This is a genomic window from Citreimonas salinaria, assembly GCF_900107235.1.
GTDB lineage: Bacteria > Pseudomonadota > Alphaproteobacteria > Rhodobacterales > Rhodobacteraceae > Citreimonas > Citreimonas salinaria.
The window spans coordinates 1-23,592 of record NZ_FNPF01000013.1 but is presented as its reverse complement, the minus strand read 5'-3'; the positions used below and the strand labels follow the sequence as shown (position 1 = coordinate 23,592).

The following is a 23,592-nucleotide window of genomic DNA, read 5'->3' as shown; positions in this document are numbered from 1 at the left end:
GGGGGCTCGTCGGAAGCGCTTGCACAAGCCGGTGACGTGACCCGGGCCCCGGTCAGGGCCGGAAAACCGGCGCCCGTTCGACTCGAGCCGCCTGTTGCCACTCTGCAGTATAGCCGCGCAGCGCCGCTGTATCGGACGGCGTAACCAGCCGCCCGCCAAGCGCGACGCCCTTGCTTGAGAACAGAAGCGCCGCCCCAGCGCTGGTGCCGGTCTGCGAGGCCGTCGCGATCACACCGTCCGGGCGCACGGCCGCCAGCATGTCGAGATAATCGGCGTTCCTCGCGAACGGCCCCTCGATCACGACCGGGCCCGCGGCCCCTGAAAGGGCAAGGCATTCTTGGGTCATCAGCGCCAGGTAGAATGACAAGGCCAGCATCGCTTGGCCATCCGTATCTGGCCTGCGCGACCAACCGCCCGAACGGCCCTGAAACGGGCCCGAGCCGGGCTCGACCGACGGCAAAAGGTGCAGCCTGCCCGACAGCACGGCCCGGCGATCGTCGGCATCTGACGCCGCTGTCCGTCCGCTGCGGATCATCTCGTATTCTCGTCCACCCATGAAACGCGCGGAGGGTACGGGTTTTCCCTGCGCGTCGACGTTGACCAGCGTGTCGCGGGCGGGATCGAGCGAAACCGGCGTTTCTCCGACCGCCATCGCGACCACCCATGTCCCGGTCGAGACGACGGAGAACGGCGGCGTGCGCGACAGGATGTGCGGGTAGAGCGATGCATTGCTGTCGTGGATGCCCGTGGCCACCGGCGTCCGCGGCGACAGCCCCGTCTTCCGCGCCACCTCGGCCGTGATGGTGCCGAGGATATCGGCGGCGTGCCTGGCCGGCGCAAGGCGGCGAGCAAGCCCGAGCCGCTCGACCAGGGCCGAAGGCCGGCCGGTCCACGGCTCCCACAGATCGGTATGACAGCCGAGTGAGGTCGTGTCGGTTGCGAGCGCGCCGGTCAGGCGAAAGCCCCAGTATTGCGGATAAGTGACGACATGGGCGAGCCGCGCATCGAGACCGGGATCGGCGCCGAGCATCCAGTGCAGCTGCGCCCCGAGGTTGAGCCCCATCGGCAGCCGCGGCGATCCGGTCACGGCGAAGTCGGGCCGCAGCGAATCGTAAGCGGCGCGCACCGAGTCCGGCCCGTCATGTTCGTAGTCGAGCATCGGAGCGGCGAGATCGCCGTTCGCGTCGAGCAGCACCGCGGAGGCGCCGTGGGTCGTCACGGAAATGGCGTCCACCCCGTGCCCGGCGTGAAAACGGGCCAGCGCGTCGAGGAAAAAGCTCCAGTGCCCCTCAAGATCAAAGTGCGGCCAGGGCGGCCCCGGCAGCACGGTGTTGGGCCGTGTCTCGACCGCGATCTCGCGCAGGGTGCCAGCATCGACGAGGGCCAGCTTCGCGTTGGTCTTGCCCACGTCGATGACGGCGATGTGGCGCGGTTCCGTCATGGCAGGTGGAACATCGTCCGCAGGTCCACCACCGCGGGTGAATTGTCCGGGTTCGTTTCCATGATGTCGCCCATGTGGGCCCACCATTTCTGCATCAGCGGGTGGTTCGGCAGGTCGTCCATACGATGATCGCCGCGCCGCCACAGCACCGCGAACAGCGCGTTCGTCTCGGGGTCGAGGTGGATCGAATAATCCTGCACCCCGGCCTCGCGCAGGAGCGCTGCCAGGTCCGGCCAGATCGCATCGTGCCGGCGCCGGTATTCCGCTTCCATGCCGGGAAGAAGGGTCATGCGGAAGGCGATCTTCTCCATCACCGCCTCCGCAGCTTCGTCACCAGGCGCGGCAGGGCGATGACGCCGATCAGCAGCGCACCGATGAAGATCGACATGACGATGCCCGGCACGTTCAGCAGCCCCAGGCCGAAAGTCACCATGCCGATCACCAGCGCGGCAATGACCACACCCAGGATCGACCCCGCGCCGCCGAGGATCGACACGCCGCCGAGTACGACCATCGTGACGACCTCGAGTTCCCACGCATATGCGATCGAGGGCCGGGTCGAGCCGAGCCGCCCGGTCAGGCAGATCGCCGCGATGCCGGACATGAGGCCGGTGAGCAGGAACAGGATCATCTTCACGCGCTCGACGCGGATGCCGGAAAAGCGTGCGGCCACCGGGTTGTTGCCGATCGTGTAGACGTGCCGGCCGAAATTCGTCTTGTGCAGCACCACGCCGTAGATCAGCGCGAAAACCACGAACAGCGTCAGCTCGAACGTGATGACCCAGAAGACATAGCCGCGCCCGAGCCAGGCGAAACTGTCGGGGTAGCCGTTGAACGCCTGGTCGCCGAGCACGATGTAGCTGATCCCGCGGAACAGGCTCATCGTGCCGATGGTCACCACGATCGACGGCAGCCCAAGCCGCGTGACGAGCACCCCGTTGAAAGCGCCGCAGAGCAGCCCCACGGCGAGGCCGATGGCGACGAGGCCCGGCGTGCCGACCCCGAATTGCAGCGCCCAGCCCATCGCCGTCGAGGCCAGCGCGATGATCCCCGCGACCGAGAGGTCGATCTCGCCCGAGATGATGAGCAGCGCCATGGCGAAGGCGATCATCGACTTCTCGGTGAAGTTGAACGTCGCGTCCGACAGGTTCCAGGGGTCGAGGAAATACGGGCTCGCCTGCGTGTTGGCGATAAAGATCAGCACCGCGATCACGAACAGCAGAAGCTCCCAGCTCCTCAAGATGCGCTGGCCGCGCCCGGTCAGGCGATCCGGAAAATTGCGGGGGCGGGTTCCTTCGGCAAGGCTCATGTCGGGTGCTCCGCGGATTTCAGGATGATGCGGCCCTGCTTGCGGCTCGACTGCGCGTTGAAGGCCACGGCGATGATGATCGCGGCGCCCGAGATGGCGAGTTGCCAGAAGGGCGAGATCCCGGCGACCGGCAGCGCGTTCTTGATCGCGCCGAGGAAGAGCGCCCCCAGCACCGCGCCGGTGACCGTCCCCAGCCCGCCAGCGATCGAGATGCCGCCGATCACGCACGCCGCGACCACGTCCAACTCGAACCCGCCGGCGACGTCGACATAGGCGACCGCGTAGCGCGACACCCAGAGATAGCCGCACAGGCCGGCCAGTCCCCCGGCGATGGTGAAGGCTGCAAAGCGCGTGCGGCCGACGTCGATGCCGGTATAGACCGCGGCATGCGGATTGCCGCCCACGGCGTAGAAGGCCCGCCCGAGGCCCGAGCGGTTCACCAGGATCACGAAGCCCGCGATGACGGCGATGGCGATCCACGACAGGACCGGCAGGCCCAGGAAATCGAGCCGGGGCAGCGCCTTGTAGGCTTCGCCCATCTCGTGGCTGTTCACCCATTCGCCGCCCGAGATCAGGAAGACCAGCCCGCGATAGATCGTCAACGTGCCGAGCGTGACGACGATCGGCGGAATGTCGAGCTTCCACACCAGAATGCCGTTGAACATGCCCATCAGCGTGCCCAGCCCGATGGCAAGTGCGATCAGCGCGATCACCGGCAAGCCCGGTATCGCGGCGTTGATCATGGCCGTGACCATGCCGGTCAACGCGAGGTTCGAGGCCAGCGAAAGGTCGATGCAGCGGGTCAGGATCACCAGCATCTGCCCGAGCGCGAGGATGATCAGGATCGAGGTGTCGTTAAACACGCTGGCGAGGTTGCCGGGGCTCGCGAAGCCCGAGAACCGGATCTCCACCAGCAGGATCAGGGCGATGAGCGCTCCGACGAGGATCGCCTCGCGCGATTTGATGAAGTCGCGGATCATGCGGCGCTCCGGGTGAAAGGGGTGATCGAGCGGTCGTTGCGACGAGACGCAGGGGCGGGGCGCGGAGATAGCGGTGTCATGCCGCCGCCTCCCCGCCATAGCCGGCCGCGGCGCGCACCAGCGTTTCCGGCGTCAGGCCCTCGCGGTCGAACTCGGCAGCGATCCGTCCCTCGCGCATGACGATCACGCGGTCCGACATGCCCAGTATCTCGGGGATCTCGGAACTGACCATGATGACCGAAAGGCCCTCGGCGGCCAGTTCGGCCATGAAATCATGCACCGCCGCCTTCGAGCCCACGTCGATGCCCTTCGTGGGTTCGTCTAGGATGATGACCTTGGGCTGCGTCGCCAGCCACTTGGCGATGACGACCTTCTGCTGGTTGCCGCCCGACAGCTCGCCCACGTTCTGGTCGAGCGAAGCGGCGCGCAGATCCAGCCGCTCGGTGTACTTGCGCGCAAGCGCGAATTCCTCGGCCATGCGCACGAAGCCCTTGTGCGAGGTCGCCTTGAGCGAGGGCAGCGTGACGTTCTGGAAGATCGGCATGGCGGTCACCGCGCCCTGCGCCCCGCGATCCTCGGGGACATAGACGATGCCCTTCCTGATGGCCTCGGCGGGCGAGCGGATGACGGCGATCTTTCCGTCGATCCGGCAGGCCCCCTTCGACGGCTTCGTCACGCCGAACAGCGCCTGCATGAACTCGGACCGCCCCCCGCCGACGAGGCCGTAGAAGCCGAGGATCTCGCCCCGGCGCAGGGTGAATCCGATATCCGCGAACTCGGTCGGATGGGAATAACCCGCCACGGTCAGCACGTCCTCGCCCGGGTTGCTGTTCCGCTGGGGGAAGATGGTGTCGACTGCGCGGCCGACCATCTTCTCGACCAGCTGGTTCTCGGTCACGTCGGCGATCATCCCCGCGTCGACCATCTCGCCGTCGCGGAAGACGGTGTAGCGGTCGGCGATGCGGAAGATCTCGTCGAACTTGTGCGAGATGAAGAGGATCGCCTTGCCCTCGCCCTTCAGGCGTTCGACCAGCTCGTAAAGCTCCTCGATCTCGGCCGAGGACAGCGCGGCGGTCGGCTCGTCCATGATGACGACGCGCGCGTCCACCGACAGCGCGCGGGCGATGGCGACCAGATGCTTCGACGCGATGCCAAGCTCGCGCAGGGGCGTCTTCGGGCTGATCTGCGCGCCGATGCGGGTCAGGATCTCCTGCGCGCGGGCGTTCATGGCCGTCCAGTCGATCAGGCCGAACCGCCCGCGCGGCGCGTGCCCAAGAAAGATGTTCTCGGCGACCGTCAGTTCGTCGAACAGCACGGTCTCCTGGTGGATCGCGGTCACGCCCGCCGCCGACGCGGCGGTCGCGGTGGGAAACTTGCTCGCCTGCCCGTCCACCTCGATCACGCCACCGTCGGGCTGGTAGATGCCGGTCAGGATCTTCACGAGCGTCGACTTGCCCGCGCCGTTTTCACCGACGAGCGCCGTCACCTGCCCGGGGTAGAGCGCGAGTTCGACGTCGCTTAGCGCGCGCACGCCCGGAAAGGTCTTGGTGATGCCCGAGAGGCGGAGCACCGGATCGGCCAGGACCGGCACGCCGCGGCCTGTTTCGCTGGAATAGTTCATCGATCCTCCGGAGGCCGGTGGTGAAGGAAGCGGGTGGCGCGGGGCCCATGAGCCCCGCGCGGGACGGGTTCAGAAGATGCTCTTGAACTCGTCGATATTGCTTTCGTCGTAGGTGAACGGCTCGGACATCGCGGCTTGGTTGTCCTCGTCCAGCGTCACGCTGCCCATGCGGCCCGTGTCGATCTCGGCGCCCGGCTCTGCCGTCGCCTCGTCGGTGGCCAGCGCGTGCGCGATCATGGCCGTGGTGTAGCCCAGGTCGACCGGGTTCCATATGGCGAAGGACTTCGACGCGCCGCTCTCGATCGCGCCCGCCATCTCGGACGGCAGGCCGAGACCGGTCACGTTGACCTGGCCCACCTTGCTCGCGTCCTGCACCGCCTGTGCGGCTGCGACGATGCCCACGGACGTCGGCGCGATGATGGCGTCGAGGTCCGGATAAGTCTGCATCAGGCCCTGCGCCTCGCGATAGGACTTGTCGGCCAGGTCGTCGCCGTAGACCGTCGCCACGACCTCGATGTCGGGATACTGGTCCATGACCTTCTCCATCTCGGCGATCCAGGTGTTCTGGTTCGTCGAGGTCGAGGTCGCCGACAGCACCGCGACCTCGCCGCCTTCCGGCAGGTGGTCGGCGGCAAGCTTGATGATCGTCCGGCCGATCAGCTCGTCCGAGGACGGCGCGAGGTGCATCTCGCGGCCCTCGGGGGCGACGCCGGAATCCCAAGAGATGACGGTGATGCCGCGCTGCATCGCCTTCTGCAGTGCCGGCACGACCGCGTCAGGATCGTTGGCCGAGATCGCGATCGCGTCGACGCGCTGCGCGATCAGGCTGTTGATCACCTCGATCTGCCCCTCGGCGGTGGTCGAGGTGGGGCCGGTATAGATGATCTCGGTGTTGCCGAGTTCCTCGGCCGCTTCCTCGGCGCCGCGGGCGGCCGCCTCGAAGAAGCCGTTGCCCAGCGACTTGGCCACGAGCGCGATGCGCACCGAGTCCTGCGCCATGGCGGTGGTGCCCATCAGCGACGCGGCAAGCCCGAGTCCGATGGCGAAACGTCTGGTCAGTGTCATTTGCTTTCCTCCCTTGAAATGACTGGCGAACACGGCCGGGCGTTTATCCCGCCTCGGCCTTCTCCTCCGCGGCGCTTACGGGCGCCACGATCAGCTTCACGCCCGCGCTTTCCAGCATGGCGGCGTGGGCATCCTTCACGCGATCGTCGGTGATGACCGTGTGCACGCGGTCGAGCGGGCACAGGATAAGGCTCGACCGCATCTCGAACTTCGAACTGTCCGCGAGGATCACCACCTCTTCGGCCTGTCCGATCAGCTTCTGCTCCGACTGGATCACCAGCGGGTCGGGCTCCATGATACCCAGCGGCGCGATGCCCTGGCAGCCCATGAACATCCGCCGCGCGTAGAAATTTCGCGTCACGTCGTTGTCGAAGGGCGACAGGATGATGTTCTGTTCGCGGTAGATCGTACCGCCCGGCAGCACGACTGTGTTCTTGGTCTGCTTCAGCAGGTGCTCGGCGATCGGGAACGAGTTGGTGAAGACCTGGCAGCGCCGGGTCGCCAGCGGGTGCACCATCTGGAACGTGGTCGTGCCGCCGTTGATGATCACCGACTCGCCATCTTCGAGCAGGTCGACCGCCGCGCGCCCGATGGCGCGCTTCTGGGCCGCGTACTTGGACTGGTTCACCGAGAACGGCCGCCCCAGCAGCCCCGTCACCGCAGTCGGCGCGACCGATTCCGCCCCGCCCCGCACGCGGCGCAGCTTCTTTTGCATGTGCAGGGTGGCGATGTCGCGCCGGATCGTCGCCTCGGACGACTCGGTCATCTCGACCATCTGGGCCACCGACACGAACGGCTTGGCCTCGACGGCGGACAGGATGACGCGATGGCGCTCGTTCTCGTGCATGGATGCCTCCCTTGAGCCGGCAGCATGGCGCGGCGATCCAATCATTGTCAATCATTAATGATCGAAAGCGCGCTTTCTGCGCCTGCATAATGATTGCTTATGATCGTTTGTGATTGACAATGGCCGGCCCGCTGCCGATGCTGCTTGCGATTTACGACCGGCCCAAGGCGGGCCCGATGGGAGGATACGCCATGCTCAAGACCGCGTCCGCGACGGGGCTCGACAACCTGTGGGACGACGCGAAAGCGTCCGGGATGAGCGAGTCGGACAAGCTGCTTTACCGTTCGAACCTGCTCGGCTCGGACAAGCGCGTCACGAATTACGGCGGCGGGAACACGTCCGCCAAGGTGATGGAGACCGAGCCCCTGACGGGCGACCCGGTCGAGGTGCTGTGGGTCAAGGGCTCGGGCGGCGACATCGGGACGATCGACAAGTCCGGCTTCTCCACGCTCTACATGGACAAGCTCAAGGCGCTGAAGGGGCTCTATCGGGGGCCCGCCCACGAGGACGAGATGGTGGGCTACCTGCCCCACTGCACCTTCGCGCTGAACCCGCGCGCCGCCTCGATCGACACGCCGCTGCACGCATACGTTCCGAAGAAGCATGTCGATCACGTCCACCCCGACGCGATCATCGCCATCGCGGCGTCGAAGAACTCTCGCGAGCTGACGCAGAGGATCTTCGGCGACGAGATCGGCTGGCTGCCCTGGAAGAAGCCCGGCTACGAGCTTGGCCTCTGGCTTGAAGACTTCTGCCGCAAGAATCCGGAGGCCAAGGGCGTCGTGCTGGAAAGCCACGGCCTCTTCACCTGGGCGGACGACGCAAAGGAGTGCTACGAGTTGACGCTCGACACGATCAACCGTGCCATCGCGTGGTTCGAGCAGGAGACCGCAGGCATGCCGGCCTTCGGCGGTGAAGCGCACCCCACCCTGCCCAAGGCCGAGCGGCGCCGCGTCGCCGCCGCGCTGATGCCGGCGATCCGCGGCATGATTTCGGAGGGCAGCCACAAGGTCGGTCACTTCGACGACCAGGATGCGGTCCTGGACTTTGTCGGCTCGCGCGACATGCCGCGTCTCGCCGCGCTTGGCACCTCGTGCCCCGATCATTTCCTGCGCACCAAGATCCGGCCGCTCGTCGTAGACTTCGATCCGTCGAACCCGGACGTTGACGGCACGCTCGACCGCCTGCGCGGCATGATCGAGGATTACCGCGCCGACTACGCCGACTATTACGAGCGCTGCAAGCACGACGACAGCCCGGCGATGCGCGACCCCAACGCGGTCGTCTACCTCGTCCCCGGCGTCGGCATGATCACCTTCGCCAAGGACAAGGCGACGGCGCGGATCTCGGGCGAATTCTACGTCAACGCCATCAACGTGATGCGCGGCTCGGACGCGGTCAGCGAATATCAGGGCCTGCCCGAGCAGGAGGCCTTCGACATCGAGTACTGGCTGCTCGAGGAGGCCAAGCTTCAGCGCATGCCCCGGCCCAAGAGCCTTGCGGGACGCATCGCCATCGTCACCGGCGGCGCGGGCGGCATCGGCACCGCGACGGCCGAGCGCTACCTGTCGGAGGGCGCCTGCGTGGTGCTTGCCGACATCGACGCCGAAACGCTCGGCGCGACGCGGGAGGCGCTGACGGCGCGCTTTGGCAAAGACGCGGTGCGCAGCGTCGAGATGAACGTCACCTCGGAAGACGCCGTGGCCGCCGCCTATGCCGACATGGCGGTCGAGTTCGGCGGCGTCGACATCGTCGTATCGAACGCCGGCATCGCCTCCTCGGCCAAGGTCGAGGACACCACGCTCGAACTCTGGAACCGGAACATGTCGATTCTCTCGACGGGCTATTTCCTGGTCGCGCGCGAGGCGTTCCGGGTTCTGAAGGCGCAGGGCATCGGCGGCGCGATCGTCTTCGTCGCCTCGAAGAACGGTCTTGCCGCCTCGCCGGGCGCGTCGGCCTACTGCACGGCGAAGGCGTCCGAGATCCACCTGGCCCGGTGCCTGGCGCTGGAAGGCGCGCCCGTGGGGATCCGCGTGAACGTGGTGAACCCCGACGCGGTGCTGCGCGGCTCGAAGATCTGGTCCGGCGAATGGCTCGACCAGCGCGCCGCGACCTACGGCACCGACAAGGAAGGGCTCGAGGAGATGTACCGCGAGCGCTCGCTGCTCAAGCGTTCCGTGCTGCCCGAGGACATCGCCGAGGCGTGCTACTTCTTCGCCGCGGACACCAGTTCGAAATCGACGGGCAACATCCTGAACGTCGACGCCGGTAACGTGCAGGCATTCACGCGCTGAGGACCGGATCGCCGCCCGGGCTCCGGGCGGCAGCCGGCTGGGAGGGACCATGATCGACAAAAGCACCATCACCGCGGCCAACGAGGCGGCGGAAGCCGCCCTGCGCGCCGACTACGACGCGCTCGGCGAACACCTGTCGCGCCGCGGCATCGACATCGCAGCGGTGAAGGACAAGGTCGCGGCCTACGGCATCGCGATCCCGTCGTGGGGCGTCGGCACCGGCGGCACCCGCTTCGCGCGCTTCCCCGGTACGGGCGAGCCGGCAACGATCTTCGACAAGCTCGACGATTGCGGCGTGATCCACCAGCTGACCGGGGCGACCCCGCGCGTGTCGCTGCACATACCGTGGGACGATGCCGATCCCGCCGACCTTTTCGCCAAGGCCGAGGAGACGGGCCTCGCGTTCGACGCGATGAACTCCAACACCTTTCAGGACCAGCCGGGACAGGCGCACAGCTACAAGTTCGGCTCGCTCTCGCACACCGACGCCGCGACGCGCGCGCAGGCGGTCGAGCACAACCTCTACTGCATCGAGCTGGGGCGGAAGATCGGTTCGAAGGCGCTGACGATCTGGGTCGGCGACGGCTCGAACTTCCCCGGCCAGACCAGTTTCACCCGGCAGTTCGACCGCTACCTCGACAGCGCCCGCCAGATCTACGCGGGGCTACCCGATGACTGGCGCCTCTTCACCGAGCACAAGATGTTCGAACCCGCCTTCTACTCGACCGTGGTGCAGGACTGGGGCACCAACTACATGATCGCGCAGGCGCTGGGTGAGCGCGCCTTCTGCCTCGTCGACCTCGGCCACCACGCGCCGAACGTGAACATCGAGATGATCGTCGCGCGGCTCATCCACGCGGGCAAGCTCGGCGGCTTCCATTTCAACGACAGCAAGTACGGGGACGACGACCTCGACACCGGCGCCATCGATCCGTACCGGCTGTTCCTCGTCTTCAATGAGTTGGTGGATGCCGAGGGCACGCCGGGCTTCGACCCCGCGCACATGCTCGACCAGAGCCACAACGTCACCGACCCGATCGAGAGCCTGATGAACTCCGCCATGGAAGTGCAGCGTGCATACGCGCAGGCGCTGCTGGTCGATCGCGGGGCTCTCGGGGGCTATCAGGACGACAACGACGCACTGATGGCGTCCGAGACGCTGAAGGCCGCCTTCCGCACAGACGTGACGCCGATCCTGCGCATGGCCCGGCTGGACAAGGGCGCCGCGATCGATCCCGTGCCCGCCTATCGCCGATCGTGCTATCGCGCGACGGTCGCCGAGGCACGCCCAAAAGCCGACGGCAGCGGCGGCGGGATCGTATAGCCGCTTCTCAGCTCACGCCACACCAACGCGCTTCAGTCCTGCGTCCAGGCGCTTTGTAGGCGTCGAGCCGGGCTCTTGACTTCGATCGAGAGCTTGCAATGCCACGGATGATCTGGAGGCCGTACGGCACGCCTTGAAGCGAGCCTTTATGGGAGGAAACGTGGCTGCAGATGAGCCACGAAAGCTGCTGGTGGTTATTTCTGATCGGCCACGGTAGCCGTCACCCACGGCCGGTCTTTTCCTGAAGTGCATCAATACGCTTCGAAGCCTCGGCCTTCGACAAGTCCGGTTGGAATTCGATACCGGCCTCTTCGCAAAGCGTCTTCAGATAGCTCGCCTGCGCTCCGGTCATCGGCTCGTCGCCGGTGATCCAGTTATCGACCGGCTTTTCCGTGTTGCCGGGCGTCTCTTTCTTGGGCGTGTCGGTGAGTTTCTCAGTCATGTTTTCTCCCTTTGCGTTCGCTCAATGTTCCCGCAATCAAAAGGTTCCGTTGTGGCGATGCTTTCCTGCAGGAGAAATACAGCCGCCTCATGGCTGCACGGCGCCGGACACACGGGCGCACCGAACCGCAGTCAGGCATTCGGTGCGACTTGGGTGCAGCATCGTGAAGGAGCGTTGCCAAGCGGAATCAATCCGTATGATCGGCCTCGTCAGGACCCGACGCTGTGGCGCGCCGCTGTCTGGCGAGGGCTTGACGGCTGAATCACGCCCCTCCAATCGGAGCGATGATCTTTCCCGTGCCGTTGCAGGCCGGGCAGTCGTTCCCGTCGATCTTGCCGGATCCGTTGCACTTGCGGCAGATGTCTTCTCCGGATCCGGGCGTACCAGGCGGTACTCTGTCCGGGTTCTCTTTCTTGGCCATGTCGCCTCCATTCCTGTTTCCCAATCAACGCCGTCCGCGGCCTCGTGTTCCGGACAGGGTGGGCGAACGCCGTGGCGATGAAGGCCGGGACGGCGCGCCGGCTGTTCTGTCCGGCATGGCCAAGGCATTGTGTCGGAAGCGGACGCGACAGCGCAGCCGGGTCGTCGACAGCACCCGAGTCGTGGCGGCCTTTTTGCCTTCGGGCGCATCCGGGATCACCGGCTTCACGCCCGACAGACCTAGCCTAACGAGATCCCGAAGGATCAGCCGCTCGACAGCGAAGCCGATCATCTCGCGGAGCAGGTCGCGGGAGTAGTTCCCGGTTCAGGTTGGCGGTCAGAACCCGACCTTCCGAGAAAACCCGATGGCACCGCAAGCTACACCACGTCCGGGGAAATCGTCTGAATCCCGGAAGGTTCCCCACGCATGCTCCTCGGTTCAACTGAATGAAGGAAGCAGTTAGAGCCACCCAAAGGCCGAAAGGCCTCCGATGGCAGCGTAGATCAGGCACAATCTCGCAGTGCGGGCCAGAACCACACCCTCGCGGCCCATCAGGCCGACGGTGGCACTGCCGGCGATTATATTGTGCGGCGCCACGATATTCCCGATGGCCGACCCGAAGCCGTGCGCGGCCACGAGGTTCGTCGGCGGCAGGCCCAGCCTGTCGGCGGTCGATACCTGGAACTCGGTGAACAGGATGTTTGACGACGTCGCCGACCCGGTGATGAAACTGCCCAGCACGCCAACGAACGGTGCAAGAAATGGCCATACGGGCCCGACGCCGGCCGCGGCCGCCGCGAGGCTGCGGATCATGCCCGCGTGAACCATCAGCCGCGATAGCGTCAGCATGACCAGCAGGGCGATGGCAACCGGCAGGAGGCGCCGCAGCGCGACCGACAAGGCGCCGGGCAGCAATCCCGACCGGCCGGTGCCGAGCGCGCCCAGAAGCAACCCGAGAAACAGCAGCGTGCCCGGATGATAGAGCGGCTGGAAAGAGCCCTTGTATCCGCCGTTCATGCTCCATGACAGCGTCAGACCGGCGAAGGTTTCCTGCACCGGCGCGATCAACCGCGTCGCCAGGACCAGCAGAAGGATCAGGCCATAGGGCGCAAGGTCCGAGAAATGGAAAAGGGGCTTGGCCGCGTTGCGCGGCTGGCTGTGACGCAGCACCGCGACGAAGACAGCCGCGCCGATCAGGGCGCCGCCGAGCGTCGGCAACTCGGGTCCGACCAGCGCCGCCAGAATGACCGAAGGCAAAAGAAAGCTGGCCGCGGCGAACGCGGTCCAGCCCAGAAGCCTTCCGGTCAGCGGCGCCTCGTCCGCCAGCCGGACCATCGCGACCAGCAGGACCGGCGCGGCGATCGCGTGCAGCGCCGCGGTCTGCAGGGCGATGTCCTGCGCGGTAAGTCCCGACACGGCGACCTGCGCCAGAACCGGCGTTCCCAGCGCGCCGAAGGAAACGCCCGCCGCATGGCCCAGCAGGGCCAGCACGACGGCCCGGACGGGCGCATAGCCCAATCCCACCAGAAGCGGCGCGGCTAGCGCGACCGGCGTGCCAAACCCGGCCGCCCCCTCCATGAATAGCCCGAAAAACCACGCGATCAGGATCGCCTGCAAACGACGCTCCCCTGTCAGCGAGGCCAGCATGTCGCGGATGCGGAGGATCGCGCCGGACGCCTTCTGGAACTCGAACAGCGCCAGCGCGGGCAGGATTATCCACAGGATCGTCGCCACCGTGTGCAGCGCCTCGGCCGCGACGCCGGTCATCAGTGGCGCGATCCCGTCCGAGGGCCGGAACGCCGTCAGCGCCAGGATCACGGCCAGGGCCAGGCCCGCCGCTCCCGACAGTACGGCCGAGCGGCGCAGGATCGCCATGCCGATCAGGATGACCGCAAGCGGTGTCGCCGCCAGTGCCGCGCCCATGGCCTACCCTCCCGCGGGCATCGGCACCGGGTGGACAGGCGCGCCGTCGCGCTCGAAGGCCGAGATGTTGTCCACGGTGGTCCGGGCGATGGCCGTCAGCGCCTCGTGGGTGAAGAACCCCTGGTGGCCGGTGACCAGGACGTTGGGAAAGGTCAGCAGCCGCGCGAAGACGTCGTCGCGGATGAAGGTCTGCGACTGGTCCTCGAAGAACAGATCCGCCTCCTCCTCGTAGACGTCCAGGCCGACGCTGCCGATCGTCCCGTCCTTGAGGCCGGCGATCAGCGCCGTGGTGTCGATGACCGCGCCGCGGCTGGTGTTGATCAGCATCACGCCCGGCTTCATCCGCGCGATCGCCTCGGCGTCGATCAGGTGATGGGTCTGCGGCGTGAGCGGACATTGCAGCGTGACGATGTCGCTTTGGCCCAGCAGCTCGTCCAGCGTCACGTAGCGCACGCCCAGGTCAAGGCACGCCGGGTTCTCGTTCGGGTCGTAGGCCAGCAACTCGCAGCCGAAGCCCTTGAGGATGCGCGCGACGATCCCGCCGATCTGTCCGGTGCCGATGATCCCGACGGTCTTGCCGTGCAGGTCGAACCCGAGCAGCCCGTCGAGCGCGAAGTTGCCCTCGCGGACGCGGTTGTAGGCCCTGTGCAGCTTGCGGTCGAGCGTCAGGATCAGGGCGAGCGTGTGTTCGGCGACGGCATGCGGGGAATACGCCGGCACCCGACCGATCGCGATGCCGGCCGAGGCCGCGGCCGCGAGGTCGACGTGGTTGAAGCCCGCCGAGCGCAGCGCGACGAAACGGATGCCCGAACGTGCCAGTTCCCCGACGACATCGGGTCCGAGATCGTCGTTGACGAAGGCACAGACCGCGTCGCCGCCATTGGCGAGGGGCGCCGTCTTGGGCGACAAGCGCATGTCGAGGAATATGAGGTCGTGGGCGCCGCCATTCGCCGTCTTCAGATAGCGTTCATCGTAGGGTTTGGTGCTGAATACCGTTACGCGCATGGGATCTCCGTCGCTGAGGTCGCCGGTTTTCGGTGCTACAGGGGCCGTCATTGCCTTCGCCCGTTGCGTGCCGGGATACTTCCTTTGACGCCCCGGATACAGGATCTCGTGCGCCGGCGCGGCATGTGGCAGAGCGAATACAATTTAAGCGGCCGGCACCCGGCATCACCCGACGGACCCGCGGACGTTGCCGCGCGATGGTGCGGGCAGGTCCACGGCAACGGTGTCTGATACGGAAATTCTATCCTTGGCCTTTGGCTCGATCTACCTGGCACCTTCTGGTTCGGCATCCGCGGCGGCTTGCTTGCGGTCCGGCGCGGTCTAGACGTGTTCGGGATCGCTGTTGTTTCGGTTTCAAGATTGGTAGTTGGACTGTTCGTTTCGGGGAAGCGCGCCGGGCGCGGAATCCTCAAAACGCTCGAGCGCCCGGCGCTTTTCGAGCGGCGGCCGGTTTCAGAGCGATGAATGCAGCCTGCCGTCGTTGTAGTCGTGGCGCCAGAGAGCCAGCTTTCGCCGGGCATCGTCCCGGGTGTCGAATATTTCATCCTTCAACAGCTGGCCCCGGAAGCTGCCGTTGAATAGCTCGATGAAGGCATTCTGCTGCGGCTTTTCCGGGCCGATGTTGTGCCAAGGGACCACTTTCTCGTCGGCCCACTTCAGGGAAGCCCGGCTGATGAACTCCGTGCCGTCGCCATTGTCGCTCGGACCAATCGCGCTCCAATGGCAACTCGCTGACAATGCGGGCGGGCTTTCCGTAGATCCGCACCAGCGCATCGAGTTCGCGAGGAAGTGTCGGGGAGGTCATTCGTCCCGTGACGCATCAGCGGCCGGTGTGCGGATCAAGCGGACGGCCCATCAGTTTGTGCCGCGCCAGATCTGAGCAATGTACTGGCGTAGGCAGGAAAAGCGGCACCGCTTCGCTGGTGCGATGCAAGCCTAAGTTCTTTTCGGACATTCAGATGACTTCGCGGGAGGCGGCGGATACGAAGCGACTGCGACCTGCGGTTTTCCGTCGAAGATCGTGACGCTGCTCAGCGGATCGAGTTGATCGAGCTTTCCAGAAGATGCCGAGTGTAGGGCTCGCGTGCTTCGAGGCGGCGCATCTCATCCACCGCCAATACCTCGACAAAACGGCCCTCCTTCATGACACCGATGCGTTCGCAGAGATGCCCGACGACGCCAAGATCGTGCGAAACCATGACGTAGGTCAGCTTATGTTCCTGGCGCAGGTCGGTCAGCAGGTTCAGGATCTCACCCTGCACCGAAACGTCCAATGCCGAAGTCGGTTCATCCAGCAACAGGATACTCGGCTCGCAGGCCAGGCCGCGCGCGATGGCGACGCGCTGGCGCTGGCCCCCGGACAGCTGATGCGGGTACCGAAATCGGAAGCCGGGGCCGAGACCGACGTCGTCCAGAAGACGCCCGATGCGCTTGTCGATGTCCGTGACCCCGTGCAGTCCCATCGTCTCGGAAAGCACACGATCAACCGATTGCCTCGGATGCAGCGAGGCGTAGGGATCCTGGAACACCATCTGGACCTTGCGATAGAACGCCTTGCTTCGCCGCACGCCCAAGGTTTCACCGGCAACGGTCATCTCTCCCGACCAGGTCGGCACCAGCCCCGCGATCGCGCGCAGGATAGTGGACTTGCCCGAGCCGCTTTCACCGACCAGGCCGAAACTTTCGCCGTCAGCCACTTTGAAGGACACGTCGCGCACGGCGTCAGCCCGGTCGGCACCGGACCCGAACCAGACGTCAAGATTGCTGATGTCGATAGCGTTCATTGACGGGCACTTACGGAGGGAGCCTCGCGCCAGGCGGGATCGCGTTTCAGGACCTCCAGCCTTTCACGGGGGTGTTCAAGATCAGGGACGGAATTGAGCAGACCCAGCGTGTAGGGGTGACGCGCATTGCGCAGCTCGCTGGCTTTGCAGGTCTCGACGATGCGACCGGCATACATGATGGCGATCCGGTCGCAGAACTTGGCCACGAGGTTCAGGTCGTGGCTGATGAACATCAGGCCCATGCCGCGGTCACGCACCAGCTTGTCCATGATGTCGAGCACCTGAAGCTGGACCGACACATCCAGCGCCGAGGTCGGTTCGTCCGCGATCAGGATCTCCGGGTTTGGAAGCAGCATCATGGCGATCATTATGCGCTGTCCCATGCCGCCCGACACCTCGTGCGGATAAAGGTTCAAAACGCGCTCGGGATCGCGGATCGCGACCTCGTCCAGCGTGGCCAGGGCCCGCTTTCGTGCATCCCGTTTCGAAACCCGTTCATGCGCACGCAGAGCCTCGACCAGCTGCTGACCGACGGTCATCACCGGGTTCAGAGAAAACTTGGGGTCTTGCATGATCATCGACACGCGCCCGCCGCGAAGGCGGCGCATGCGCTTTTCCGATGCGCCCAGCACGTCCTCGCCATGAATCTCCAGGCGGTCCGCCTCGATCATGCCGGGCGGGCGGATCAGTCGCAGCACGGCCCGCCCCGTCATCGACTTGCCCGAGCCGCTTTCCCCGACGATGCCCAGCCGCTCGCGCCCCAGCGTAAAGGAGATCCCGCGCACCGCCTCGGACACGCCGGTGCGGCTGCTGAACCGCACCCAGAGATTTTCGACATTCAGGAGGGGGGCGTCGTTGGTCAAGAGTTGTCGTCCTTGGGGTCCAAAACGTCACGCAGTCCGTCCCCCAGCAGGTTGAAGGCGAGGCTGATGGTGAAGATCGCAATGCCGGGGATCGTTGCGACCCACCAGGAATCAAGGATGTATTGCCGTCCGTCCGAGATCATCGCGCCCCATTCCGGGCTGGGCGGCTGCGCACCGAGACCGAGGAAGCCGAGGGCCGCCGCGGTCAGGATGATGCCCGCCATATCCAGCGTGACCCGGATGACCAGCGACGAGATGCACAGCGGCCATATGTGCCGCGTGACGACGCGCAGTGGTCCTGCACCCTGAAGGCGGATCGCGTGTATGTAATCGGCATGCCGGATTGTCAGCGTCTCGGCTCGGGCGATCCTTGCATAGGGCGGCCATGCCGTGAGCGAAATTGCCAGCACCGCGTTCTCGATTCCCGCCCCGAGCGCGGCCACGAAGGCCAGCGCGAGGATAAGGCGCGGGAAGGCGAGGAAGATGTCCGTGACCCGCATTAGCACGATGTCGATCCAGCCGCCGGCATAGCCGGCGACCGTGCCCACGATCAAGCCGACCACCGGAGCCACCATTACCACCAGCAAAACGATATAGAGCGAGATGCGCGCGCCGTAGAGCAGGCGCGAGTAGATGTCCCGCCCAAGGTTGTCGGTGCCGAAGAGATGCCCGCCTTCCCCCGGCGCCAGCAGGCGCTGGCCGAGATCCTGCGCGAAGGGGTCGTGGGTGGCCAGAAGGGGCGCGAAGATCGCGACAAGAATCAGGAATGCCAGCACGATCAGCCCAAGCATCGCCAGGGTGTTTGAACGGAGGGTCAGCCAACCCTTGTACCACGCGGCGAGTCGCGCATGACGGCGGGAGGTGGGCTCTTCAGTCAGGAGCCACGCACGCATTCCGGTGTCGGCGGTCATTTGGCCCTCGGATCGAAAAAGCGGTACAGCAGGTCGGAAAAGATGTTGATCGCCACGAAGATGGTTCCGATGACGATGGTGCCGCCCAGGACGGCGTTCATGTCGTTGGCCAGAAGCGAGGTGGTGATGTATTGTCCGAGCCCTGGCCAGGCGAAGATGATTTCCGTCAGCACCGAACCTTCGAGCAGGTTGGCGTAGGCCAGCGCGATCACAGTCACCAGCTGGATGCGGATGTTGCGGAAGGCATGACCCCAAACCACCTGCCACTCGCTCAGGCCCTTGACCCTGGCGGTGGTGACGTATTCGGAATTCAGCTGTTCCAGCATGAAGGATCGCGTCATCCGGCTGATATAGGCGAGGCTGTAGTACCCCAGCAGCGAGGCGGGCAGGATGATGTGTGAAAAGGCGTTGCGGAAAACCGTCCATTCGCCCCGCAACGCGCTGTCGACCAGAAGCATACCGGTGATCGGCTCGACTATGCCCTGATAGAAGATGCCCAGTCGACCAGGACCCGCGACCCACCCGAGAATGCCGTAGAAGATCAGCAGTCCAACCAGGCCCAGCCAGAAGATGGGCATCGAATATCCGATCAGCCCCACGAAACGCGCCAGCTGATCAATCCAGCTGCCCCGCCGGACTGCAGCCAAGACCCCCAGCGGCACGCCGAGGAAGACGCCAAACAAAGTGCCCAGCGTGGCCAGTTCCAGCGTCGCGGGAAAGACGCGCGCAATGTCTGTCGTGACTTGTTCGCCGGTGCGGATCGACTCGCCGAGATCGCCTTGCAGGACGTCTTTGACGTAGATCCCGAACTGCACAAGCAGCGGCTGGTCGAGCCCGAGCTCGCGGAAGGTCTGGTCGTATTGCGCCTGCGTCGCCCGTTCGCCGATCACCGCCAGAACCGGGTCGATCGGCATGACACGGCCGATCATGAAGGTCACGAAAAGCAGTCCGAGGATCGTCGCGGCCACGGTCGCAACCGTTGCCAGGGATTTCCTGACCCAGATGGGGACGGGCGGCCCAAGCCGCCCGCCCGTTTGATTGACGTTCTGATCCGCCATCTACTTGGTGATGATCCAGTAGGAAACCGCTGTGGTCGCGCCGCCGGCGACGAAGTTCTCTACGTTCTCGCCCATCCCGTTCTGCTCGATCTGCTGGAACATGATTCCGAAGGGGCTGACCTGCTGATGCTCGCGCTGCAGTTCGCGATACATCTCGCGGCGCTTGTCGGTGTCGTTCTCGACGGCCGCGGCCTGGGTCTTTTCGCTCATTTCAGGAATGGCCCAGGCGTTGCGCCACGCAAGCAGGCCCGTGGCGCCCGCCTCGTCCGAATTGTCGGGGTTGTAGGCGAAGGTGCCGGCATTGGTGTTCGGGTCCGGATAGTCTGGCCCCCAGGCGCCAAGATAGATGTCGTGCTCGCGCGCGCGGTAGCGGTCCAGCGTCTGCGCACCGGTGCCCACCGTCAGTTCGACGTCGCAGCCGAGCTGACCCCAGGTGTTCTGCAGCGACTGGGCGATGTCCATCCGCTCCTGCGCATCCCGGACCGAGATCTTGATCGGCCCGCATTCAGGGAAACCGGACTCCGCCAGCGCGGCTTTGGCGGCCTCCATGTCATAGCTGTAAGGTGTTTCTTCCAGCGCGCCCATGAAGGTCCTGGGCAGGAATGCCTGATGGACCGTGTATTGACCCTTGAGGAACGAATCCGACATGCCCTTATAGTCGGTCGCCAGCTTGAGCGCCTCGACCACCTTGGGGTCGGCCAGCATCTCCTTCTTCTGGTTGGCCGAGAAATACATCAGCCGCCCGCGCAACTCGTCTACGATCTTGACGCCTTCGACGCCTTCGAGACCCGCCACATCCTCGGGTGAGAGGTTGCGCGCCACGTCGATGTCGCCGCGCTCCAGCTGCAGACGCTGAGTGGCGCTTTCCTGGATATGCTGGACGATCACCCGCTCCATGGCCGGTGTCTCGCCGTGGTATTCCGGATTCAGGTCCATAAGGACGCTTTCGTTGGGCTTCCAGTCGACCACCTTGTACGGACCTGAGCCGACGGTGTTCGTGCGCAGCCATTCGTTGCCCATGTCGCCGTCGACGGCATTGGCCATCGCAGCCTCGCTGTCGACGATGCCGCCGATGGTGGCGGTCAGGCTGTTCAGGACGAAGGACAGCGCGTAGGGCTTGTCCAACATCAGGACCAGCGTGTCCTCGTCCGGTGCGACGATGGTCTCTTCCACGTTTTCGGGTGTGAAACCGAACTGCGTGAGAATGAACGACGGTGTCTTGTCGAGAAGAACCGCCCGGCGCAACGAGAATTCGGCATCCTTGGCCGTCACCTCGCGACCGGTCGAGAACATGTGTCCGTCAGCCATGGTGAAGGTGATGGTCTTGCCGTCCTCGGAAATCTCCCAGCTTTCGGCCAGCTGCGGCTGATATCCGGCTTCGAGGTCGAGCGGGTCGAAGTTGACCAGCTTTTCATAGACGTTTCGGCTGACATCGGCGCCGGCAAATTCAAAGCTTTCGGCGGGATCGAATGTCTTGATGTCATCGATCCTGTTGGCGATCACCAGCATGTTGGGCGGTGTCTCGGCAAAGACCGGCACGGCGGCGCCCATGGCGAGCGTGGCGGCGACCGCAGCCGCAACGAAGGTCTGTTTCATGGTCTTGCTCCCTGTTTTGTTTTCTTATTGGCCCCACGTGCGATGCAGGACCCGCAACCAGTTTCCATGAGTGAACTTGGCCATCAGGCCATCGTCTACCCCATGAGACTGCAGTGCTTCGATCAGGTTAGGCAGGCCGGCGCAGTCGGTGATTCCCTCCGGGATAAGCGCCCCGTCGAAATCCGATCCCAAGCCAACACGATCTTCACCCAGTTTTTCAACCAGATGGTCAAAATGTCGGAGCGGTATGTCAAGCGCAAACTCCGCGTCCATCCGTCCGTCCGGTCGCAGAAAGGCGCTGGCAAAATTGATACCCACCATTCCATCGCTATCGCGGATCATGTCCAGTTGCCGGTCGGTCAGATTGCGGGCGTGCGGGCAAATCGCCCAGGCGTTGGAATGCGTGGCGACAAGGGGCGCATCTGTAATGCGGGCGACGTCCTCGACGCCCTTGGCGTTCAGGTGCGACAGGTCCACCAGGATTTTCAGGCGGTTGCATTCTCGCACCAGCGCCTTTCCCGCCTCGGTCAGCCCCGGGCCGATGTCGGGATCGGAGGGGTAACGGAAGGGCACACCGTGGCCCCAGACTGTGTCACGGCTCCAGACCGGCCCCAGTGAGCGCAGGCCGCGCGCGTGCCATAGGTGCAAACGCTCGAGATCGCGGTCGATGGCCTCAGCGCCTTCGATATGAGTCACGGCAGCCATTTCCTCAGCCCTCAGGCCGGCCTCGACTGCGCTCGCGGTCAGGCAGCGGCGGATAGCCCCAGCCCTTTCCAGGTCGTCCAAAGCCGCGAAGCCGCGCTCTGTCCATTCGCAGGCCTCGGCCTCGAAGACCGGGGCGGGCAGCGGGATATCGTACGGCGGATGGCGCATTTCCTCATGGCGCACGTCCTTGTCGCCGGGGCTGGGAACGAAGATCGCGAACATGCCGCCGCCCAAGCCGCCTCGGTGCGCCCGGGGCTTGTCGATATGGCCGTCCACGAGACCCGACGCCACGCCCTCGGCGGTCACGTCGCCGCGCAGAAGGCGCAGCACCAGGTCATTGTGACCGTCGAAGACAGGGAATTCAGTCATTGGATATCCAGTGTCGTTTTGAAGCCGTGATGGGTCGCCTCGAACCCGACGTCCTCGTAGAACCGGTGCGCCGCCGAACGGCGCCGGTCCGAAGTCAGCTGGACCAGTTCGCAGCCACGCCGTCGTGCCTTGGTGATGGCCCAACCGCGCCGCTGTTTGCCCCAACCGCGGCCGCGCAGAGGCGCACTTACGCGCTTGCCCTCGATCTGTGCGCGCCAGGCGCCGCTTCGCGACGGACCGGGGAGAAAGGACAGCAGCAGAGTCGCAACGATTTCGACATCCACCTTGCCCACGATCGGCAAGTGGTTCGCATCAGCCGCGATAGCGTGGAACGCACGCTCGTAGTCTGCGCCCGACGTGGCCGCCTCTCGCGTTCTTCCGAAGCCATCGTCGGCATACAGAGCGAGCAGCGCGCGCAGGTCGTCCCGCCGGGCAGCTCGTATCTTCATCGGACTTGCGTTCATCAGGGAAGCTTTGGCCACTTTGGGCCAATCCGCAATCGGGTTTCGCCGCAACCTGTCTGCTGGAGTCGCATTGTACGCCGTATCCACGTAACAATCGGCGGCAATTGGCATTGTTGCGCAACGCGCGCCTGCGGCGCGACTGCCCCTTCCCCCACTGCCCGTGATGCCACGCGGATGGTCTCGGCGGTGCCGTGGGGCCGCGCAGTGTAGACCGCGGCGGCGCCGCCGACCCTCGCAGGCAGCAGACTTGCGACCGAAGTCGTGGTATCATCCCTGCCTTACACGAACCTCGATGAAGAACGCATATACGGAGGGGATGCCGACGATGCCCAAGGGTTACCTGATTGCGCACATCCGCGTGCACGACGAGGACGCCTTCGAGGAGTTCAAGAAACTCTCGGGTGCCGCTATAGCAGAGCATAAAGGCAAGATACTTGTTAGGAACCCCTCGCCTGACCACCGCGAGGGAGGCGCCAAGGGTCTGGCAATTGTGATCGAATTCGCAAGCTACGATTCCGCGCGGGCTTTTTACGAGTCCGATGCCTACACCGAGGCGCGGGCCGTGAGAGAGAAGATTTCCGATACCGATCTCATTCTGGTTGAAGGACTGTAGCCACTCAGCGGGCAAAGGAGCTGCCGGCGGCCGCCGTCATTTTCAGGCTGGAAGATGTCACCGACCACCTGCGGGCCCGAAGCGACACCTGCTGTTGATATTGTCGATGATGATCGGCGTTGTTGCACAAATTTCGCCTGAGGCGTGGCTGCCCCTTACCCCACTGACGTCATGCCGCGCGGACGATATCGGCGGTGCCGAGGGCGGTGAAGCGGTTCATAAGGGCGATGCGGATGTGGGTTTCGGCAGTCTGTCGGTCGGGGTCCCTGGCCATGATGCGATCGCCGAAGGATTTCAGGCATCGCATCTTCGCCTCGATCCGGCTGCGGGCGTGGTATCCCGTCCAGCCTTTCCAGAATGCCCGTCCGTAATATCGGGTGGCGCGCAGGGTGTCGTTTCTGGCGCGTGCAGCCGGGCAGTCTTCTTTCCAAAGACGTCCGTTCCTGCGGATGGGGATGGGGATGATCGCGGTGCCCTGCCGGTCGGTGATGGCTTTGTGGCACCGGCGCGTGTCGTAGGCGCCGTCGGCGGTGACCGTTCCGATCTGCTCGTCTTCC

At 65.1% G+C, this 23,592-nt stretch carries 22 protein-coding genes and 2 pseudogenes; 3 read left to right on the top strand and 21 right to left on the bottom strand.

What is annotated here, in order from left to right:
* Nucleotides 1-52 precede the first annotated feature (52 nt).
* The 7 genes from BLW27_RS14675 to BLW27_RS14645 all read right to left on the bottom strand — a co-directional run bounded on the left by BLW27_RS14675 (nt 53) and on the right by BLW27_RS14645 (nt 7,263).
* A complete protein-coding gene (locus BLW27_RS14675; protein WP_089884257.1) occupies nt 53-1,441 on the bottom strand; it encodes an FGGY-family carbohydrate kinase in 1,389 nt (462 codons plus the stop codon).
* Nucleotides 1,438-1,752: an L-rhamnose mutarotase gene (gene rhaM / locus BLW27_RS14670; RefSeq protein WP_089884255.1), complete on the bottom strand. Its 315-nt coding sequence runs from the start codon at nt 1,750-1,752 to the stop codon at nt 1,438-1,440. Before rhaM ends, BLW27_RS14675 begins: the two co-directional genes overlap by 4 nt.
* The gene (locus tag BLW27_RS14665) at nt 1,752-2,750 is read right to left on the bottom strand and encodes an ABC transporter permease (RefSeq protein WP_089884252.1); all 999 of its coding nucleotides are present in this window, start codon (nt 2,748-2,750) and stop codon (nt 1,752-1,754) included. Before BLW27_RS14665 ends, rhaM begins: the two co-directional genes overlap by 1 nt.
* Nucleotides 2,747-3,730: an ABC transporter permease gene (locus BLW27_RS14660; protein ID WP_089884249.1), complete on the bottom strand. Its 984-nt coding sequence runs from the start codon at nt 3,728-3,730 to the stop codon at nt 2,747-2,749. The genes BLW27_RS14665 and BLW27_RS14660 overlap by 4 nt, the downstream gene beginning before the upstream one ends.
* 76 nt (nt 3,731-3,806) lie before the next feature.
* The gene (locus BLW27_RS14655; RefSeq protein WP_089884248.1) at nt 3,807-5,351 is read right to left on the bottom strand and encodes a sugar ABC transporter ATP-binding protein; all 1,545 of its coding nucleotides are present in this window, start codon (nt 5,349-5,351) and stop codon (nt 3,807-3,809) included.
* 69 nt (nt 5,352-5,420) lie between these two features.
* On the bottom strand, nt 5,421-6,416 hold the full coding sequence (rhaS, locus tag BLW27_RS14650; RefSeq protein ID WP_089884246.1) for a rhamnose ABC transporter substrate-binding protein: 996 nt from the start codon (nt 6,414-6,416) through the stop codon (nt 5,421-5,423).
* A 43-nt stretch (nt 6,417-6,459) separates the two neighbouring features.
* Nucleotides 6,460-7,263 (bottom strand): DeoR/GlpR family DNA-binding transcription regulator, encoded by an 804-nt coding sequence (locus BLW27_RS14645; protein WP_089884244.1) that lies wholly within the window; start codon nt 7,261-7,263, stop codon nt 6,460-6,462.
* A gap of 191 nt (nt 7,264-7,454) precedes the next feature.
* On the opposite strand from BLW27_RS14645, the gene BLW27_RS14640 reads away from it, so the two are divergent.
* Complete coding sequence (locus BLW27_RS14640; protein WP_089884397.1) at nt 7,455-9,557, top strand: bifunctional rhamnulose-1-phosphate aldolase/short-chain dehydrogenase; 2,103 nt, start codon at nt 7,455-7,457, stop codon at nt 9,555-9,557.
* Nucleotides 9,558-9,606: 49 nt separating this feature from the next.
* A complete protein-coding gene (gene rhaI, locus BLW27_RS14635; RefSeq protein WP_089884242.1) occupies nt 9,607-10,881 on the top strand; it encodes an L-rhamnose catabolism isomerase in 1,275 nt (424 codons plus the stop codon).
* 220 nt (nt 10,882-11,101) lie between these two features.
* Here the strand turns inward: rhaI and BLW27_RS14630 are convergent, their stop codons facing one another.
* The 13 genes and pseudogenes from BLW27_RS14630 to BLW27_RS14575 form a co-directional block, all read right to left on the bottom strand.
* Nucleotides 11,102-11,323 (bottom strand): DUF3072 domain-containing protein, encoded by a 222-nt coding sequence (locus BLW27_RS14630; protein WP_089884241.1) that lies wholly within the window; start codon nt 11,321-11,323, stop codon nt 11,102-11,104.
* Between the two features lie 262 nt (nt 11,324-11,585).
* The gene (locus BLW27_RS21240) at nt 11,586-11,744 is read right to left on the bottom strand and encodes a hypothetical protein (RefSeq protein WP_177177922.1); all 159 of its coding nucleotides are present in this window, start codon (nt 11,742-11,744) and stop codon (nt 11,586-11,588) included.
* Nucleotides 11,745-11,799: 55 nt separating this feature from the next.
* Nucleotides 11,800-12,008 (bottom strand): annotated as a pseudogene (locus BLW27_RS14625) (IS256 family transposase); the annotation flags it as partial.
* Nucleotides 12,009-12,203: 195 nt separating this feature from the next.
* Complete coding sequence (locus BLW27_RS14620; protein ID WP_089884239.1) at nt 12,204-13,667, bottom strand: L-lactate permease; 1,464 nt, start codon at nt 13,665-13,667, stop codon at nt 12,204-12,206.
* Between the two features lie 3 nt (nt 13,668-13,670).
* Nucleotides 13,671-14,672, bottom strand: coding sequence for a 2-hydroxyacid dehydrogenase (locus BLW27_RS14615; RefSeq protein WP_089884237.1), 1,002 nt, complete (start codon nt 14,670-14,672; stop codon nt 13,671-13,673).
* A gap of 354 nt (nt 14,673-15,026) precedes the next feature.
* Nucleotides 15,027-15,456 (bottom strand): annotated as a pseudogene (locus tag BLW27_RS14610) (integrase core domain-containing protein); the annotation flags it as partial.
* A gap of 247 nt (nt 15,457-15,703) precedes the next feature.
* Entirely contained in the window at nt 15,704-16,456 is a 753-nt protein-coding gene (locus tag BLW27_RS14605; RefSeq protein WP_089884233.1) for an ABC transporter ATP-binding protein, read from the bottom strand.
* Nucleotides 16,453-17,319: an ABC transporter ATP-binding protein gene (locus BLW27_RS14600; protein ID WP_089884231.1), complete on the bottom strand. Its 867-nt coding sequence runs from the start codon at nt 17,317-17,319 to the stop codon at nt 16,453-16,455. Before BLW27_RS14600 ends, BLW27_RS14605 begins: the two co-directional genes overlap by 4 nt.
* Nucleotides 17,316-18,230 carry an ABC transporter permease gene (locus BLW27_RS14595; protein WP_089884229.1) on the bottom strand — a complete coding sequence of 305 codons (915 nt, stop codon included), beginning with the start codon at nt 18,228-18,230 and terminating at the stop codon, nt 17,316-17,318. Before BLW27_RS14595 ends, BLW27_RS14600 begins: the two co-directional genes overlap by 4 nt.
* The gene (locus BLW27_RS14590) at nt 18,227-19,288 is read right to left on the bottom strand and encodes an ABC transporter permease (RefSeq protein WP_089884227.1); all 1,062 of its coding nucleotides are present in this window, start codon (nt 19,286-19,288) and stop codon (nt 18,227-18,229) included. Before BLW27_RS14590 ends, BLW27_RS14595 begins: the two co-directional genes overlap by 4 nt.
* On the bottom strand, nt 19,289-20,884 hold the full coding sequence (locus BLW27_RS14585) for an ABC transporter substrate-binding protein (RefSeq protein WP_089884226.1): 1,596 nt from the start codon (nt 20,882-20,884) through the stop codon (nt 19,289-19,291).
* 24 nt (nt 20,885-20,908) lie between these two features.
* On the bottom strand, nt 20,909-21,958 hold the full coding sequence (locus BLW27_RS14580) for a dipeptidase (protein WP_089884224.1): 1,050 nt from the start codon (nt 21,956-21,958) through the stop codon (nt 20,909-20,911).
* Nucleotides 21,955-22,440 (bottom strand): GNAT family N-acetyltransferase, encoded by a 486-nt coding sequence (locus BLW27_RS14575; RefSeq protein ID WP_245710892.1) that lies wholly within the window; start codon nt 22,438-22,440, stop codon nt 21,955-21,957. The genes BLW27_RS14580 and BLW27_RS14575 overlap by 4 nt, the downstream gene beginning before the upstream one ends.
* Before the next feature lie 274 nt (nt 22,441-22,714).
* Between BLW27_RS14575 and BLW27_RS14570 the strand changes: the two genes are divergently transcribed.
* On the top strand, nt 22,715-23,035 hold the full coding sequence (locus tag BLW27_RS14570) for a DUF1330 domain-containing protein (RefSeq protein ID WP_218141126.1): 321 nt from the start codon (nt 22,715-22,717) through the stop codon (nt 23,033-23,035).
* A 169-nt stretch (nt 23,036-23,204) separates the two neighbouring features.
* Here BLW27_RS14570 and BLW27_RS14565 read toward each other — a convergent pair.
* A partial coding sequence (locus BLW27_RS14565; protein WP_143042250.1) for a transposase occupies nt 23,205-23,592 on the bottom strand: 388 nt, incomplete at its 5' end.

Excerpts from the sequence above, each read along its gene's own strand:
- BLW27_RS14675 (WP_089884257.1), bottom strand. The coding sequence starts at position 1,441 with ATGACGGAACCGCGCCACATCGCCGTCATCGACGTGGGCAAGACCAAC.
- BLW27_RS14590 (WP_089884227.1), bottom strand. The coding sequence starts at position 19,288 with ATGGCGGATCAGAACGTCAATCAAACGGGCGGGCGGCTTGGGCCGCCC.
- BLW27_RS14655 (WP_089884248.1), bottom strand. The coding sequence starts at position 5,351 with ATGAACTATTCCAGCGAAACAGGCCGCGGCGTGCCGGTCCTGGCCGAT.
- rhaM (WP_089884255.1), bottom strand. The coding sequence starts at position 1,752 with ATGGAGAAGATCGCCTTCCGCATGACCCTTCTTCCCGGCATGGAAGCG.
- BLW27_RS14645 (WP_089884244.1), bottom strand. The coding sequence starts at position 7,263 with ATGCACGAGAACGAGCGCCATCGCGTCATCCTGTCCGCCGTCGAGGCC.
- BLW27_RS14605 (WP_089884233.1), bottom strand. The coding sequence starts at position 16,456 with ATGAACGCTATCGACATCAGCAATCTTGACGTCTGGTTCGGGTCCGGT.
- BLW27_RS14660 (WP_089884249.1), bottom strand. The coding sequence starts at position 3,730 with ATGATCCGCGACTTCATCAAATCGCGCGAGGCGATCCTCGTCGGAGCG.
- rhaS (WP_089884246.1), bottom strand. The coding sequence starts at position 6,416 with ATGACACTGACCAGACGTTTCGCCATCGGACTCGGGCTTGCCGCGTCG.
- BLW27_RS21240 (WP_177177922.1), bottom strand. The coding sequence starts at position 11,744 with ATGGCCAAGAAAGAGAACCCGGACAGAGTACCGCCTGGTACGCCCGGA.
- rhaI (WP_089884242.1), top strand. The coding sequence starts at position 9,607 with ATGATCGACAAAAGCACCATCACCGCGGCCAACGAGGCGGCGGAAGCC.
- BLW27_RS14570 (WP_218141126.1), top strand. The coding sequence starts at position 22,715 with ATGAAGAACGCATATACGGAGGGGATGCCGACGATGCCCAAGGGTTAC.
- BLW27_RS14620 (WP_089884239.1), bottom strand. The coding sequence starts at position 13,667 with ATGGGCGCGGCACTGGCGGCGACACCGCTTGCGGTCATCCTGATCGGC.
- BLW27_RS14665 (WP_089884252.1), bottom strand. The coding sequence starts at position 2,750 with ATGAGCCTTGCCGAAGGAACCCGCCCCCGCAATTTTCCGGATCGCCTG.
- BLW27_RS14630 (WP_089884241.1), bottom strand. The coding sequence starts at position 11,323 with ATGACTGAGAAACTCACCGACACGCCCAAGAAAGAGACGCCCGGCAAC.
- BLW27_RS14615 (WP_089884237.1), bottom strand. The coding sequence starts at position 14,672 with ATGCGCGTAACGGTATTCAGCACCAAACCCTACGATGAACGCTATCTG.
- BLW27_RS14585 (WP_089884226.1), bottom strand. The coding sequence starts at position 20,884 with ATGAAACAGACCTTCGTTGCGGCTGCGGTCGCCGCCACGCTCGCCATG.
- BLW27_RS14595 (WP_089884229.1), bottom strand. The coding sequence starts at position 18,230 with ATGACCGCCGACACCGGAATGCGTGCGTGGCTCCTGACTGAAGAGCCC.
- BLW27_RS14580 (WP_089884224.1), bottom strand. The coding sequence starts at position 21,958 with ATGACTGAATTCCCTGTCTTCGACGGTCACAATGACCTGGTGCTGCGC.
- BLW27_RS14640 (WP_089884397.1), top strand. The coding sequence starts at position 7,455 with ATGCTCAAGACCGCGTCCGCGACGGGGCTCGACAACCTGTGGGACGAC.